This window comes from Azoarcus olearius, from assembly GCF_001682385.1.
GTDB lineage: Bacteria > Pseudomonadota > Gammaproteobacteria > Burkholderiales > Rhodocyclaceae > Azoarcus > Azoarcus olearius.
This window is the reverse complement of sequence record NZ_CP016210.1, coordinates 3,948,703-3,962,364: the sequence shown is the minus strand read 5'-3', so window position 1 is coordinate 3,962,364 and position 13,662 is coordinate 3,948,703. Positions and strand designations below refer to the sequence as shown.

11 protein-coding genes and 1 riboswitch are annotated in these 13,662 nt (G+C 68.6%); of the genes, 4 read left to right on the top strand and 7 right to left on the bottom strand.

The window, feature by feature from the left end:
* Window positions 1-3: 3 nt before the first annotated feature.
* The 5 genes from dqs_RS18115 to dqs_RS18095 form a co-directional block, all read right to left on the bottom strand.
* On the bottom strand, window positions 4-933 hold the full coding sequence (locus dqs_RS18115; protein ID WP_065341323.1) for a sirohydrochlorin chelatase: 930 nt from the start codon (window positions 931-933) through the stop codon (window positions 4-6).
* A complete protein-coding gene (cobM, locus tag dqs_RS18110; RefSeq protein WP_179947999.1) occupies window positions 930-1,745 on the bottom strand; it encodes a precorrin-4 C(11)-methyltransferase in 816 nt (271 codons plus the stop codon). Before cobM ends, dqs_RS18115 begins: the two co-directional genes overlap by 4 nt.
* 5 nt (window positions 1,746-1,750) lie before the next feature.
* Entirely contained in the window at window positions 1,751-2,377 is a 627-nt protein-coding gene (locus tag dqs_RS18105; RefSeq protein ID WP_065341322.1) for an energy-coupling factor ABC transporter permease, read from the bottom strand.
* Window positions 2,378-2,575: 198 nt separating this feature from the next.
* A riboswitch (cobalamin riboswitch) is annotated at window positions 2,576-2,795 on the bottom strand.
* Between the two features lie 66 nt (window positions 2,796-2,861).
* Window positions 2,862-5,033 carry a putative bifunctional diguanylate cyclase/phosphodiesterase gene (locus tag dqs_RS18100; protein ID WP_011767249.1) on the bottom strand — a complete coding sequence of 724 codons (2,172 nt, stop codon included), beginning with the start codon at window positions 5,031-5,033 and terminating at the stop codon, window positions 2,862-2,864.
* Window positions 5,034-5,038: 5 nt separating this feature from the next.
* Window positions 5,039-5,806, bottom strand: a complete 768-nt coding sequence (locus dqs_RS18095; RefSeq protein WP_065341321.1) for an oxygen-binding di-iron domain-containing protein — start codon at window positions 5,804-5,806, stop codon at window positions 5,039-5,041.
* 308 nt (window positions 5,807-6,114) lie between these two features.
* Between dqs_RS18095 and rquA the strand changes: the two genes are divergently transcribed.
* The 3 genes from rquA to leuA all read left to right on the top strand — a co-directional run bounded on the left by rquA (window position 6,115) and on the right by leuA (window position 9,658).
* Window positions 6,115-6,867 carry a rhodoquinone biosynthesis methyltransferase RquA gene (gene rquA / locus dqs_RS18090; protein ID WP_050976224.1) on the top strand — a complete coding sequence of 251 codons (753 nt, stop codon included), beginning with the start codon at window positions 6,115-6,117 and terminating at the stop codon, window positions 6,865-6,867.
* A 37-nt stretch (window positions 6,868-6,904) separates the two neighbouring features.
* Entirely contained in the window at window positions 6,905-7,561 is a 657-nt protein-coding gene (gene bluB / locus dqs_RS18085; protein ID WP_011767246.1) for a 5,6-dimethylbenzimidazole synthase, read from the top strand.
* Between the two features lie 378 nt (window positions 7,562-7,939).
* On the top strand, window positions 7,940-9,658 hold the full coding sequence (gene leuA, locus dqs_RS18080; RefSeq protein ID WP_065341320.1) for a 2-isopropylmalate synthase: 1,719 nt from the start codon (window positions 7,940-7,942) through the stop codon (window positions 9,656-9,658).
* A gap of 73 nt (window positions 9,659-9,731) precedes the next feature.
* Here the strand turns inward: leuA and dqs_RS18075 are convergent, their stop codons facing one another.
* On the bottom strand, window positions 9,732-11,345 hold the full coding sequence (locus dqs_RS18075; protein WP_065341319.1) for a DEAD/DEAH box helicase: 1,614 nt from the start codon (window positions 11,343-11,345) through the stop codon (window positions 9,732-9,734).
* 306 nt (window positions 11,346-11,651) lie between these two features.
* Here dqs_RS18075 and dqs_RS18070 point away from each other — a divergent pair, with 306 nt between their 5' ends.
* A complete protein-coding gene (locus dqs_RS18070; RefSeq protein WP_065341318.1) occupies window positions 11,652-12,758 on the top strand; it encodes a M48 family metallopeptidase in 1,107 nt (368 codons plus the stop codon).
* A 6-nt stretch (window positions 12,759-12,764) separates the two neighbouring features.
* Here dqs_RS18070 and dqs_RS18065 read toward each other — a convergent pair whose 3' ends face one another.
* Window positions 12,765-13,661 (bottom strand): cobalamin-binding protein, encoded by an 897-nt coding sequence (locus tag dqs_RS18065; protein ID WP_065341317.1) that lies wholly within the window; start codon window positions 13,659-13,661, stop codon window positions 12,765-12,767.
* Window position 13,662: the final 1 nt, after the last annotated feature.

Below are 13,662 nucleotides of genomic sequence, written 5' to 3'. Positions count from 1 at the left end.
GCTTCAGGCGTGGGCGTGATCGCGGTGGTGATGGCCGTCGTGACCGTGGTCATGGCCTTGGTGGGCGTGACCGTGATCGCCATGGTCGTCATGCACATGGGTGTGGCTGTGGTCGTGCAGGTGTTCGGCCTCGGCGGCGAGCCGGTACTTGCAGCCGTCGCACTCCAGCAGCGGGCCTTCGGCGCAGTCGATGCCGCTGACGCGGGCGTCGAGCAGGTCGAAGACACCCTTGTCGAAGCCGAAGTGGCTGCCGAGCGCGAAGGCGATCTGCGGGTACTGGCGCTGCAGGCGCTCCACCTGGGCCTGGATGCGCTCGATCAGCACGCCGGTGAAGAGGTACACCGGCACGATGCAGATCTGCGCCATGCCCAGCTTCACCTGGCGCTGCACCACGGTTTCCAGCCGCGGCCAGGTGATGCTGGTGAAGGCGAGGTCGACCAGTTCGTGGTCGCCCTCTTCGAAGATCCAGCGCGCCATCTTGGCGAGTTCGCCGTTGGCGCCGGCGTCCGACGAGCCGCGGCCGAGCAGGATCACGCCGGTGGTCTGCGGATCGGGCATCGCCAGCGATTTCATCAGGCGTTCGAGCTGGCCCTGCAGCACCGCGAAGATCTCGCGCCCCATGCCGAGGTGGCGCACGCAGGAGAAGCCGACGCCGGGGTGGCGGGCGCGGGCGCGCTCGATCGCGGCCGGCAGCTCCATCTTGACGTGGCCGGCGGCGTTGAGGATGAAGGGGATGGCGACCACGTTGCGGGCGGCGCGGGCAGCGCGGTCCAGGCCTTCGTCGAGCAGCACCTCGGCGTGCTCGATGAAGCAGACCTCGATGCGCCAGGCGGGGTGGCGTTCGCGCCACTGGGCGGCGAAGTGCAGGATCTCCTTGTTGCCTTCGCGGTTGCGCGAACCGTGGCCGATCAGCAGCAGGGTGGTGTCGTTCATTGCGGTGCCTCGCTGGCGGGGGCCGCGTCCGCAGGCGCGACGGCGCGGCGGAAGCGGTGGGTGAAGGCGGGGTCGTAGAGCTTGGAGCGGGCGATCCCGGGCCAGTCGCGGGCGCCGAGCGCCGGGCTGGCGATGATCATGGCCTGGCTGGCGATCTTCTCCGCCTGGCAGCGTTTCTTGATGTCGGCGAGCGTGCCGCGCACCACCTTTTCCTCGCCCGGCCAGCTCGCCTTCTGCACCACCACGATGGGCGCGTCCTCGGGCCAGCCGGCGGCGCGCAGCGCGCGCAGGACTTCGTGCAGCAGGGTGATCGACAGGAACAGGCAGAGCGTCGTGCGGTGGGCGGCGAGGGCTTCGAGCTCCTCGCCCGGCGGCATCGGCGTGCGGCCGGCGACGCGGGTGAGGATCACCGTCTGCGTCACTTCCGGCAGGGTCAGCGTTTCGCCGGCGGCGGCGGCCGAGGCCATCGCCGACGACACGCCCGGCACCACCTTCCAGGCAATGCCGGCGGCGTCGAGCGGGCGCGTCATCTCGACCAGCGCGCCATACAGGCCGGGGTCGCCGGTCTGCAGGCGGACCACCGTCGGATGGCGGCCTGCAGCCTCGACCAGCCAGGCCGTCATCTCTTCCAGCGTCATGTCCTTGGAATCGCGGATGGCGCAGCCGGGCGGCGCGTACTGCGTCGCCGCCTGGTCCACCAGTGAGCCGGCGAACAGGATGGCGCCGGCCTGCTCGAGCAGGCGACGCCCCTTGACGGTGATCAGGTCGGGGTCGCCGGGGCCGGCGCCGACGAACCAGATGGTGCCGGGCATGGCGCTCAGGCAGTGCGCAGCGTGGTGCACAGACGCAGCGCCGGGTGCGCGGCGTGCGGGCGCAGCAGGCCGACCAGCGCGATCGTCACCAGCGGCTCGATCAGCACTACCGGCAGGTAGTGGGCGGCGAAGCCGGCCCAGGCCGCGAACGGCGTGGCGGTGTCGCCCAGGCTGAGCCAGAAGCCGACCATCAGCGCGACGCCGGCGTAGTAGATGGCGTCGAGCTTGAGGATGTTGCGCACACTGAGTCCATCGACGCGCCTGCCGGCGGTGTGATGCAGCACCAGCAGCGGCAGCGCCAGCGACAGGGTGTTCACGCCGAGGTTCACCAGGTCGGTGGGCTCGAACAGGATGCCCTGCGCCAGCAGGCCGGCGGCGAAGCCGACCAGCGTGGGGACGAAGCCGAGGATGAGGTAGATCGGCATCGCGCCGATGAAGTGCAGCTCCGACGGCCCGGCGGGCAGGTGGAAGCTCTGCATGAAGAGCGAGAAGAACAGCGCCGCGAGCAGGCTGCGGACGACGAGTTGCGGCTGACGGACGAATTGCAGCGCGTGTGCGCCGACCAGCGCGACGGCGGCGACGTTGGCGACGGCGACCTTGGCGGCGGAAACCAGACCGGGTTCGATATGCATGATGACTCCCCTCGAGTGCCAGACCATGGCGTGAAGCGGAGCGTGCAGGCGCAGGCGCGGAACATGGCTGTGCGGCCATGAAAAGCGAACGCGGTCATGCAAAACGGATTCGGCTGGACGAGCGGCCGCGTGGTGCTGAAAGCGGAAAAGGACGGCTGCCGTTGAACCAGTCGGATCGAACCCTCACCCCGGGATTCACACCTCTCGTTCGATCGGGCCGGTCTTCTGGCTCGCCTTCTTCCTCGTCCGCCGGCCTTCCCGAGCGCGAGGCTCAGTGGCGTGTGGCGGAGTCGTCAGGCTTACAGCAGCGGGGGCTGCGCCGGACTGGTCGGAAGCTGAACTTCCGACGTCACCGGACTTCCCGTTTCACCCTGTCATGCGGTTGCATTCCAGGGCACCCGGATCGAATGCAGCGCGAGGATAGTCGAGCGCCGCGGCGGCGTGCAAGCTGCCGTTACGTCAACCGGCAGCCATCGCGCATCATTCAGGCGACATCGGGCATCTGCGGCAGCGGCATGCCGATGTGGTAGCCCTGGACGTAGTCGATGCCCATCTCGCGCAGCATCTCGAGGATTTCCTCGGATTCGACGAACTCGGCGACGGTGAGGATGCCGATTTCCTTGCACAGGTTGGTGAGGTTGCGCACCAGCGCGCGGTCGATCGGCGATTCGACGATGCTGCGCACGAAGGCGCCGTCGATCTTGACGAATTCGAAGTGCAGTTCGCGCAGGTAGTGGAAGGAGTTGTAGCCGCTGCCGAAGTCGTCCAGTGCGAACGCGAAGCCCTTCTTGCGCAGGTTCGCGAGGAATTTGCGCATGTTCGTCATGTCGCCGATGGCGTCGCGTTCGAGGATTTCGAACACCACCTGGCTGGGCGGGATGCCGAGTTCGTTGCACAGCTCTTCGGCATAGCCGAGGATGCCGCGGCCCTGGATTTCCTGCGCCGACAGGTTGATGAACACGCGCAGCGGCGGTGCGCCGGTGCGGGCGCGCGCGGCCGCGGCTTCGAGCGTCTGGCGGATGATGACGCGGTCGAGTTCGCGGCCGAGGCCGTATTTCTCGATGGTGTCGATGAAGGCGCCGGCGGCGATGGTTTCGCCGGTCTTCTCCTTCAGGCGGGCGACCGTCTCGCAGGCGAAGGGCACGCCGGTGTGGCAATCGACGATGGGCTGGAAGTACGGAACCATGCGGTTCTCGCGCAGCGCCTCGCGCAGCTTCTCGGCGTAGTCGCGGGTGACGCGGGTGGCCTTCAGCTGGCCGGGCATCGAGGCCAGCGTGCATGCGCTGTCCTTGCCCAACTCCTTGGCGCGGTACATCGCGATGTCCACGCCGGCGAGCAGGTCGTGCTCGGTGCGCGCGTCGCGCGGATAGACCACCACGCCGATCGAGGTGGTGATGTGGAAGCGCTTGCCATTGGGGCTTTCGAAGCTGGTGGCGCGCAGCGCGGCGCCCAGCTTTTCCGCCACCGATACCGCGCCTTCGGTGCCGGTTTCCATCAGCATGATGGCGAACTCGTCGCCTCCGATGCGGGTGGCCAGATCGCCCTTGCGGATGTGGCCGCGCAGGATTTCGGCGACCCGCACCAGCACGCTGTCGCCAGTGGGGTGGCCGTAGGAGTCGTTGACGTCCTTGAAGTCGTCGAGGTCGAGCAGCAGCAGCGCGAATTCGTGCTCGTGGCGTTCCGAGCGGCCGATTTCGTACTCCAGCATGTTGTTGAAGTGGCGCCGGTTGTACAGGCCGGTGAGCGGGTCGTGCATGGAGTAGTACTCCAGCTCGGCCAGCGTGCGCGACAGCACCTTGCTGGAACCGACCACCATCACCATCACCGCGAGGATGGAGCGGATGACGCTTTCCTCGCGCGCGTTCAGCTCCTGCGACGACAGGAAGGTGACGCCGAGCAGGCCGGCGAGCTGCGAGGAGTGCTCCGGCACCCGCACCGTGATCATCTGCTCCGGCCGCACCGGGCGGATGCTCTGGTTGCGCTGGACCTGGAATTCCTCGTAGTCCAGCGGCGAATCCGCCGGCAGGCCGAGGCTTTCGATCATGCTGCGGGCGAGCTGCTGGCGCGTGGCGAGGCGGTAAGCCTCGTCGCATTCGCCGAAGTAATACACGTTGAGCATCAGCCCGTTCTCTTCGGCGAAGGCGACGAAGAAGAGGTCGAACGGGAAGATCGCGTGGAAGTCGCTGAGGATGGCCTGGACGAAGGCCTTCCACTGCCCGATGCGCTCGTGCGACAGGATGATCTGCTCGAGCACCTGGCTCTGGCGTTCGAGCAGTTCGCGCTCGACCAGGGTGTTCGACAACAGCGTGAACATGTCGTCGAACTCGCTGATCAGGTCGCGCAGCCCTTCATGGCTGGCGGCCGACTGGCGGTTGCGCTCGGCCAGCAGCAGGTCGAAGCTGTCGGACAGCCGCCCGCAGATGTCGCGCGCCTGTTCCAGGGTTTCGACGAAGTGCGGGCTGCTGGTCTCGCCGATCGCACTGGTCAGGCGCTCCATCGCTTCGGCGTGCATCGCGCGCGTGGTGCCGACCAGCGCCTCGCTGAAGTAGCGCGTGCGGGTCTGCGATTCGAGCAGGCGCGCGAGTTCGCCGATGACCCGCAGGCGGTGCGGCGTGAGCGTCGAGTCCTGCGAGGTCGGCGGAATGAGCGGTGGCATGCGGCTTAGGCCTTCCGGAAACGCCCGCCGGCTTCGAGCAGGTCGATGCCGCATTCGAGCTTGCCCAGCCAGGCGAGGAAGTCGCCCACCGCCTTGCCGCGGTAGATCGGCCCGTGCTGCGGCGCGATCATGTCGATGTCCAGCCCGGCGATGGTGTCGAGCCAGCAGCGGATCGCGCGGTTGGAGCCCATGTAGCGGCGGTGGAAACCCTCGATGTAGGGCAGATGGGCGGCGAAGTCGTCAACAAAGGCTTCGTCGCGGTCGATCGGCATCATCGCGGCGCCGATGTCGCCGGTGAAGAGGATGCGCGAGGCCGGGTCGTAGACGTTGATCTGGCCCTCGGAGTGCAGGAAGTGCGCCGGCAGGATGCGCAGCTTGAGTCCCGGTGCGAGTTCGCACTCCATGCCTTCGTCGGGCACGCCGCGGAAGCGGCTCATGTCGCGCAGGCCGTAGTGCGGCAGGAAGCGCATCCAGATGCTGGAGACGTAGATTTCGGCCGGGGTGAGTTCCAGCCAGGTCGACAGGCCGCCGACGATGTCCGGGTCCTGGTGCGACAGCACGATCGCCTCGATGCGGTCGGGCTTCACGTAGCGCAGCATTTCGGCCAGCACCTGCGGCATCACGCCGAAGCCGCCCGGGTCGAGCAGCACGCCGGCGCCGTCGCGCACGATCAGGTACTGGTTGGAGCGGATGCCGTCTTCTTCGCCCGGCTCGCTTTCATTCAACAGGATGAACCTGTGGCCCAACGCGCCGAAAAGTTCGACGTTACGCATCCGACATTCTCCAATTCGATTTTGACGCGACAGCACCGGACCGGGTGCCTTGCATCCGTACCAGGAGGCAGACGGAAGGGCGTAATACGGCTGTCACAACGCGGGGGGAAACCTTAGCTTGGAAATGGGATTTTTTCAAACCCCACACTGCCAGCGCCCGCGCAGCTTTCAGGCTGGTGTGACGCAGTAGGCGTCGTGCCGGCGCGACACTCGGGCATATCGCATTCGGAATAGCCGGCGGGCCGCGCAGGGCGGCGATGCACGCATGTCGGGCGCGAGGCGCCGCCGGCTCGGTTATGCTCGCGGGCATGGAGCCGATACCCGACGATCCCGCGTTGCTGTCCCCCGCCAATGACACCGGCGCACCGCTGCCGCTGTACCTGCGGCGGACCTATTCCTGGGCCTACCTGGACCGCCGCAACCTGCGCTGGCTCGATTCGCAGGGGGTGGTCAATGCAATCCTGTGGGGCAATGCGGCGCGGCTGACGGAGGCCGCACTCGCCGCATTCCATCCCGGCGGGCGGGTGCTGCAGGCCGCCTGCGTGTACGGCCGGTTCTCGCGCGGGCTGGCCGCGCGGGTGGGGCCGCAGGGCGCGCTCGACGTGGTGGACGTGGCGCCGCTGCAGGTCGCCAACGCGGCGCGCAAGCTGGCGGACCTGCCGCAGGTGCAGGTGCGTTGCGCCGATCTGTCCACGCCGCTTGCCGCCCGCTACGACGGCGTGTGCTGCTTTTTCCTGCTGCACGAGGTGCCGCCTGCCGTGCGCCGCCGCATCGTCGGCAACCTGCTCGCGGCCGTCCAACCCGGCGGCACGGCGGTGTTCGTCGATTACCACCGGGCGCGGCCGCTGCATCCGCTGCGGCCACTGATGGCGATGGTGTTCCGCGCCTTCGAACCCTACGCGCCCTCGCTGCTGGCGGTGGAAATCCGCGACCTCGCGGGCGCAGCGGGCGATGGCTTCGAGTGGGAGAAGCAGACCTTCTTCGGCGGCCTCTACCAGCGCGTCGTCGCCCGCCGGCGGGCACCGGGCGGCGCGGCTGCGGGCGCCGGCACCTCCGGGTAAACTGCAGGGCCGCATCGTCTGTCGAGCCGCACCGCGCATGTCTACCGCTCCGTCGCACGCCTTCTCCGCCGTCGAAACCGAAGCCGTCTATCGCGCGATCGCCGAGCGCCGCGACATGCGCCACTTCCGCCCGGGCGCGGTGGACCCGGCGGTGCTGCAACGCCTGTTGTGGGCCGCCCACCAGGCGCCGAGCGTGGGCTACATGCAGCCGTGGCGCTTCGTGCGGGTCACCGACGATGCGCTGCGCGGCGCCCTGCGCGCCCTGGTGGAGGAAGAGCGGCTCGCCACCGCGCGCGCGCTCGGCGAGCGCGAGGATGCGTTCATGCGGCTCAAGGTGGAAGGCATGGGCGAAGCGGGCGAGGTGCTGGTGGTGGCGCTGGCCGACGGCCGCGAACGCCACGTCTTCGGCCGCCGCACCTTGCCCGAAATGGACCTCGCGTCGGTGGCCTGCGCCATCCAGAACATGTGGCTGGCGGCGCGCGCCGAAGGATTGGGCATGGGCTGGGTGTCGCTGTTCGACCCCGCGCGCGTGGCCGCGCTGCTCGGGATGCCGGAGGGCGCCAAACCGGTCGCCATTCTGTGTCTCGGCCACGTCGATGCCTTCTATCCAAAGCCGATGCTGGAACTCGAAAGCTGGGCCGAGCGCGTGCCATTGGCCGGCCTGATTGGCGAGAACGGCTGGCCGGCCGCTTGACGCCGCCCGGGTTGGCCGGTTACGTTTCAACCCCATGAACGCGAACCCGGCCGCTCCGGCCCTCTCCTTCGCTCTCCTGCTCGCACCGGCGCTGCTCGCGCTGGGCCTGCTGCTGCGCGCCCCGCGCAGCTAAATCCTTCCCCCCTCCTGTCGTTTTCCTGTGCCGCCTTCCGGGCGAGGTCCGTCTTGTCGACCTGTTCCGGCGGTGGCGATGCCGTGCCCCCTGGAGTTCATCATGATCCTCGCCCTTCTCGACACGCTACGACTGCGACCCGGTTGCCGGACCACGACCTTGCGGCCGTCCGGCAGCCTCCGCGCCCATCACGCGCCGGCCGCCGCCGCTCCGATTTTCGATCCCCGAACACGAAGGAAACGAACATGTTGAAGAACCCGCACACCAAGTACCGTCCCGCCACCCCCTTTGCCGGCGTCGTGCCCGGCGGCCGCGGCCTTACCGACCGCACCTGGCCTGACAACGCGATCACCCGCCCGCCGGTGTGGATGAGCACCGACCTGCGCGACGGCAACCAGGCGCTGTTCGAGCCGATGAACAGCGAGCGCAAGATGCGCATGTTCAAGATGCTGGTGGAGATCGGCCTCAAGGAAATCGAGGTCGCCTTTCCCGCCGCGTCGCAGACCGACTTCGACTTCGTGCGCGAACTCATCGAAGGCGGCCACATTCCCGACGACGTCACCATCGAGGTGCTCACCCAGGCGCGTCCGCACCTCATCGAGCGCACCTTCGAATCGGTGCGCGGCGCCAAGCGCGCCATCGTGCACGTCTATAACGCGGTGGCCCCCAACTTCCGCCGCATCGTGTTCGACACCGACCGCGCCGGCGTCAAGCAGATCGCGGTCGACAGTGCGCGCTACTTCCTCGAGATGGCGGCGCGCCAGCCCGGCACCGACTTCACCTTCCAGTACAGCCCGGAAGTGTTCTCCGGCACCGAACTCGACTTCGCGGTCGAGGTTGCCAACGCGGTGATCGAGGTGTGGCAGCCGACGCCGCAGCAGAAATGCATCATCAACCTGCCGGCGACGGTGGAGATGAGCACCCCCAACGTCTATGCCGACCAGATCGAGTGGATGCACCGCCACCTCGCCCGGCGCGACAGCGTGCTGCTCTCGGTGCATCCGCACAATGACCGCGGCACCGCGGTGGCCGCGGCCGAGCTCGCGGTGATGGCGGGCGCCGACCGCGTCGAGGGCTGCCTGTTCGGTAACGGCGAGCGCACCGGCAACGTCGACCTCGTCACCCTGGCGCTCAATCTTTATAGCCAGGGCGTGCATCCGGGACTGGACTTCTCGCGCATCAACGAGGTGGCGCGCACGGTGGAGCACTGCACCCAGTTGCCGATCCATCCGCGCCACCCCTATGTCGGCGATCTCGTGTTCACCGCGTTTTCCGGATCGCACCAGGATGCGATCAAGAAGGGCTTCGCCGTGCAGCAGCCGGACGCGGTGTGGGAGGTGCCCTATCTGCCAGTGGATCCGGCCGACCTCGGCCGCAGCTACGAATCCATCATCCGGGTGAACAGCCAGTCGGGCAAAGGCGGCATCGCCTACCTGCTCGAAGCCGAATACGGCCTGGTGATGCCGCGCCGCCTGCAGGTGGAGTTCTCGGCGGCGATCCAGCGCATCACCGACGAACGCGGTACTGAACTGAGCGCGGGCGACATCTGGCGTGCGTTCGAGGAAGAGTACCTGGCGGTGGCTGCGCCCTATGCCTACGTCGAGCATCACCTCGCCGAGCATGGCGGCCAGCAAGGTATCAGCCTGACGGTGGAGGAGGCGGGCGTGCGGCGGGTGTTGCGCGGTGTCGGCAACGGCCCCATCGACGCCGCGCTGCATGCGCTCGACGCCGGTGCGGTGTTGCTCGGCTATGAGGAGCGCGCGATCGGCCAGGGCGGCGATGCACGCGCGGTCGCCTACATCGAGCTGGCCGACGGCGAGGGCGGCGGCAGCACCTTCGGCGTCGGCATCCACGCCAACATCGTCACCGCCTCGGTGCTCGCCATCGTGTCGGCGCTCGACCGGCTGGCGCAGCGGCGTGAGCGCGCCGACGGTGTCGGCCGGCAGGTGGCAGCGACCCGCTGATGTGACTGCGGCCCCGTGAGGGGCCGCAGCGTTATTCCGGGCAGGATGTTGCCGGCGGGTGCCGGGAAAGGCTTCAGCGATTGCCGCCCGGCTTGGCGGAGAACAGCGCCGCGCGCTGCTGCGCGGGACGCCCGCCGCGGTTGTTCTGGCCTTGGCGCGGCGCCGGCTGGGCGCGGTTGCCGTTGACCTCGCCGCGGCGCGACGGCGCCGGCATGCGGTTGCCGTCCACATCCGGGCGCGGTGCCGGCATGCGGTTGCCGTCCACCTCGCGCTGCTGCGTCGTCTGGGCGCGATTGCCATTCACCTCGCCGCGCGGCTGGTCCCGGCGCTGGCCGCCGTTGCCCTGGCGGGCCGGCGCGCCCGGGCGTCCTCCCTGTCCGCGGCCGCCGCCATTGCCGCCTTCACCGCCGCGGCGGGCCTGGCCTTGCGGCTGTCCCTGGCTGCGGTTGCTGTCGCGGCCCTGGCCCTGCCGGCCGCGGCCGCGATCCTGGCCGCGGCGTTCGTCGCGGTCGTCGTCGGCGCTGGTGTCCGGCACCGCCGAGGGCACGAAGCCTTCCGCGGTGGCGCGGTCGATCTTGCGCCGGATCAGGCGTTCGATCGCCGTCAGCAGCTTCACTTCCTCGCCATCGACCAGCGAGATCGCGTTGCCGTCAGCGCCGGCACGGCCGGTGCGGCCGATGCGGTGCACGTAATCCTCCGGCACGTTGGGCAGCTCGAAATTGACCACCTGCGGCAGCTGGTCGATGTCGAGGCCGCGCGCAGCGATGTCGGTCGCAACCAGCACCGGCAGCGAACCATCCTTGAACTGCGACAGCGCGCGGGTGCGGGCGCTCTGGCTCTTGTTGCCATGGATCGCGGCGGCCGGGATGTCGTGCTTGGTGAGGTATTCGGCGAGCTTGTTGGCGCCGTGCTTGGTGCGGGTGAACACCAGGGCCTGGAACCACTGCTTTTCCTTGATCAGCCACGCCAGCAATTCGCGCTTCTGCTTCTGGCCGATCATGTAAACCGTCTGCTCGACGCGCTCGGACGCGGTGTTGCGCGGCGCCACCTCGACGCAACCCGGGTTGTGCAGCAGGCCGTTGGCGAGGTCGCGGATCTCGTCGGAGAAGGTCGCCGAGAACAGCAGGTTCTGGCGCTGCTTGGGCAGCAGCGCGAGCACCTTGCGGATGTCGCGGATGAAGCCCATGTCGAGCATGCGGTCGGCTTCGTCCAGCACCAGGATCTCGACGCCGGAGAGGTCCAGGGTCTTCTGGCCGACGTGGTCGAGCAGGCGGCCGGGGGTCGCCACCAGGATGTCGACCCGCTTCTTCAGCGCGCTGATCTGCGGATTGATGTTGACCCCGCCGAACATCACCATCGAGGTGAGCGCGAGGTGCTTGCCGTAGGTCTGCACCGATTCTTCCACCTGGGCCGCGAGTTCGCGGGTGGGGGTCAGGATCAGGCAGCGCGGCTTGCCCGCGGGGTGCGGGTGCACATGGGTGGCGGCGAGCTTGTGCAGCACCGGCAGCGTGAAACCGGCGGTCTTGCCGGTGCCGGTCTGCGCGGCGGCGAGCAGGTCGCCGCCCGCCAGCACCAGCGGGATTGCCTTGGCCTGGATCGGAGTCGGCGTGGTGTAGCCGGTGTCCGAAATGGCGCGCAGCAGGGGTTCGGCCAGCCCGAGGCTGGCGAAGGTGAGTTCGGTGGTCATGCGGCAGTGCTCCGGCGACAGCCTGTCGCTCGAAGCCGAGTGACACCAATCGAGGCGTGCGGAAAGAGGGACCGATACGGTCGGTGGGACAAAATTCCGCGGCCGATTGGCTGGGCGCGCGGCAAGGCGCGGACTATAGACGCATCGCGCGGAGAAAGCGAGCCTTCCACGAAAGCCATAGCCTTTGCAGGGTCTATTCCTTTTGGTCAATATCATCGTGCGGTGCCGCACGTTATAGTCCTGCGGTTCATGGCTGTCGTGGAGCCAAAGCCCGTGAAGCACCCGCGTACTCCGCCCTTAGCCCGCATGTTCCATTTGCGGCCGCGTCTTGCCCGGCGCCTCACCCTGGTGGCCGTGCTTGGCGTGCTGGCGCTGGCGATGCTCGTGTCGGCGGCCTTCGCGCTTGCCGCATTTGCCTTTTCGCACAGTTGGGACGCCTTGACCGACGGTGTGCCGCTCAACGCCGGCGGCTGGAGCCTGCTCGCGGTGGCCAGTGCCATCACCTGCGGCCGGCTGGTGGCGCTGTTCGGCGTTTCGCCTTCGCCGGCCGGCGTGCGGGTGCCGCGCGAGGCGGCGCCTGCCTTCTATCAGCTCACCGACGACCTCGCCCGTCGCCTGTCGGCGGCCCGCATCCACGGCGTCTGGGTCACCGGCGACATGAATGCGATGGTGATGCAGCGGCCGTGCTGGGGCTGGATCGGGCGCATTGAAACCCACCTGATGATCGGTCTGCCGCTGGTGCACAGCGTGTCGCGCAGCCAGCTTGCCGCGGTGCTCGCGCACGAATTTGCCCACCTCGTGTTGCAGCGCGGCGGAGGCAGCGCCCTCGGCGCCCACGTGCGCGCATGGTCGATGCGCATCCTCGACCGGGCCTGCGAGGCCTTTCCGACCATCGGCGGGATGATCGACCGCCGTCTGCGCCGTTTTTATCTGGACATGCTGCGGCTGAAGCGCATCGAGGAGTTCGAGGCCGACCACATCGCCGCGCAGCTGGTAGGGGCCGGTCTGCTCGGAGAAACCCTGGTCGAGGTCAACCTGAAGGAGCGCTTCCTGCGCCAGGATTACTGGCCCAAGGTCATGGCGCGCAGCTCGGGCCGGTCGCGTCCGTCCATCCGGCCGTTCCGCGAAATGGGGCTGGGCGTCGAGGCTGGTTTCTCGCGCCTGTCGATGGCCGCGCTCGACATCGCCGCGTTTGCCGATGACGAAGCGGAGGCCACGCCCTTCCACCCATCGCTGCGCGAACGCTTGCGGGCGCTGCGTGTGCCGCTGCGCGCTTCGCAGGTCGACCGTCCGTCGGCGGCGCGGCATTACTTCGCGCCGCTGCTGCCCAGTCTGGCGCGGGTGTTCGATCGCGTGTGGTGGCTCGAGGCGCGGCAGCACCGCCGCAGTCAGGGGCGTTCGCGCACGCCCTGATGCGGCTTAGCGCGGCGGGCGTTTGGCGCGTGCTTCCTCCAGCTGCTCGCACAAGCGCTGGGCGCCATCCAGGATGCGTGGCGTGTGGCGCTGCACCAGTTCCGGCGGGATGAAGTAGAGGTTGTTTGCGGCGTTCGCGGTCAGTGACGGCCAACGCTTCCATTGTTCCAGCCATTCCGGCCGGGCTTCGCCCATGCCGCTTGCCACGACGACCTCCGGGTTCGCCGCCAGCACCGCTTCCACGCCTATCGTCGGCGCGAGTTGAGGCAAGCCGGCGAACACGTTGTCGCCTCCGCACAGCCGGATCACGTCCGAAATCAGGTGCTCGCCATTGACCGTCATCAGCGGCTGGTTCCAGATCTGGTACAGCATCCGCACCTTCGGCCGCTCGGCGTAGCGGTTCCGCAGTGCGTCGCGCCGCGCGGCAAAGGCGCTGGCGGCGCGTTCGGCCACTTCGTCGGTGCCCGCGAGGCGGCCGAGCGAGCGCAGGCTGCCGGCCACATCGTCCAGGCGGCGCGGTTCATTGATGAATACCGGAATGCCGAGAGCGGTCAGGCGGTCGAGGTGCGTGTTGCGGTTGCCGCTCTTCCACGCGATCACCAGGTCCGGCCGCAGCGCGACGACCGCTTCGAGGTCGACGCTCGCATAGCCGCCCACCTTCGGTAGCTGGCGCGCGGCATCGGGGAAGTCGCTGTAGCTGACCACGCCCACCACGCGCGGCCCGGCGCCGGCGGCAAACAGGAGTTCGGTGACGTGCGGCGCGAGGCTGACGATGCGTTGTGCCGGCCGCGGCAGCACCACCTCCCGTCCGGCATCGTCGGTGATGCGGATGTCCGCGACGGCGGCGGCGGGGAGTCCTGCAAGGGTGCAGGCAAGGGCGGTTGCGGCAAGTCGTCGGTGCATG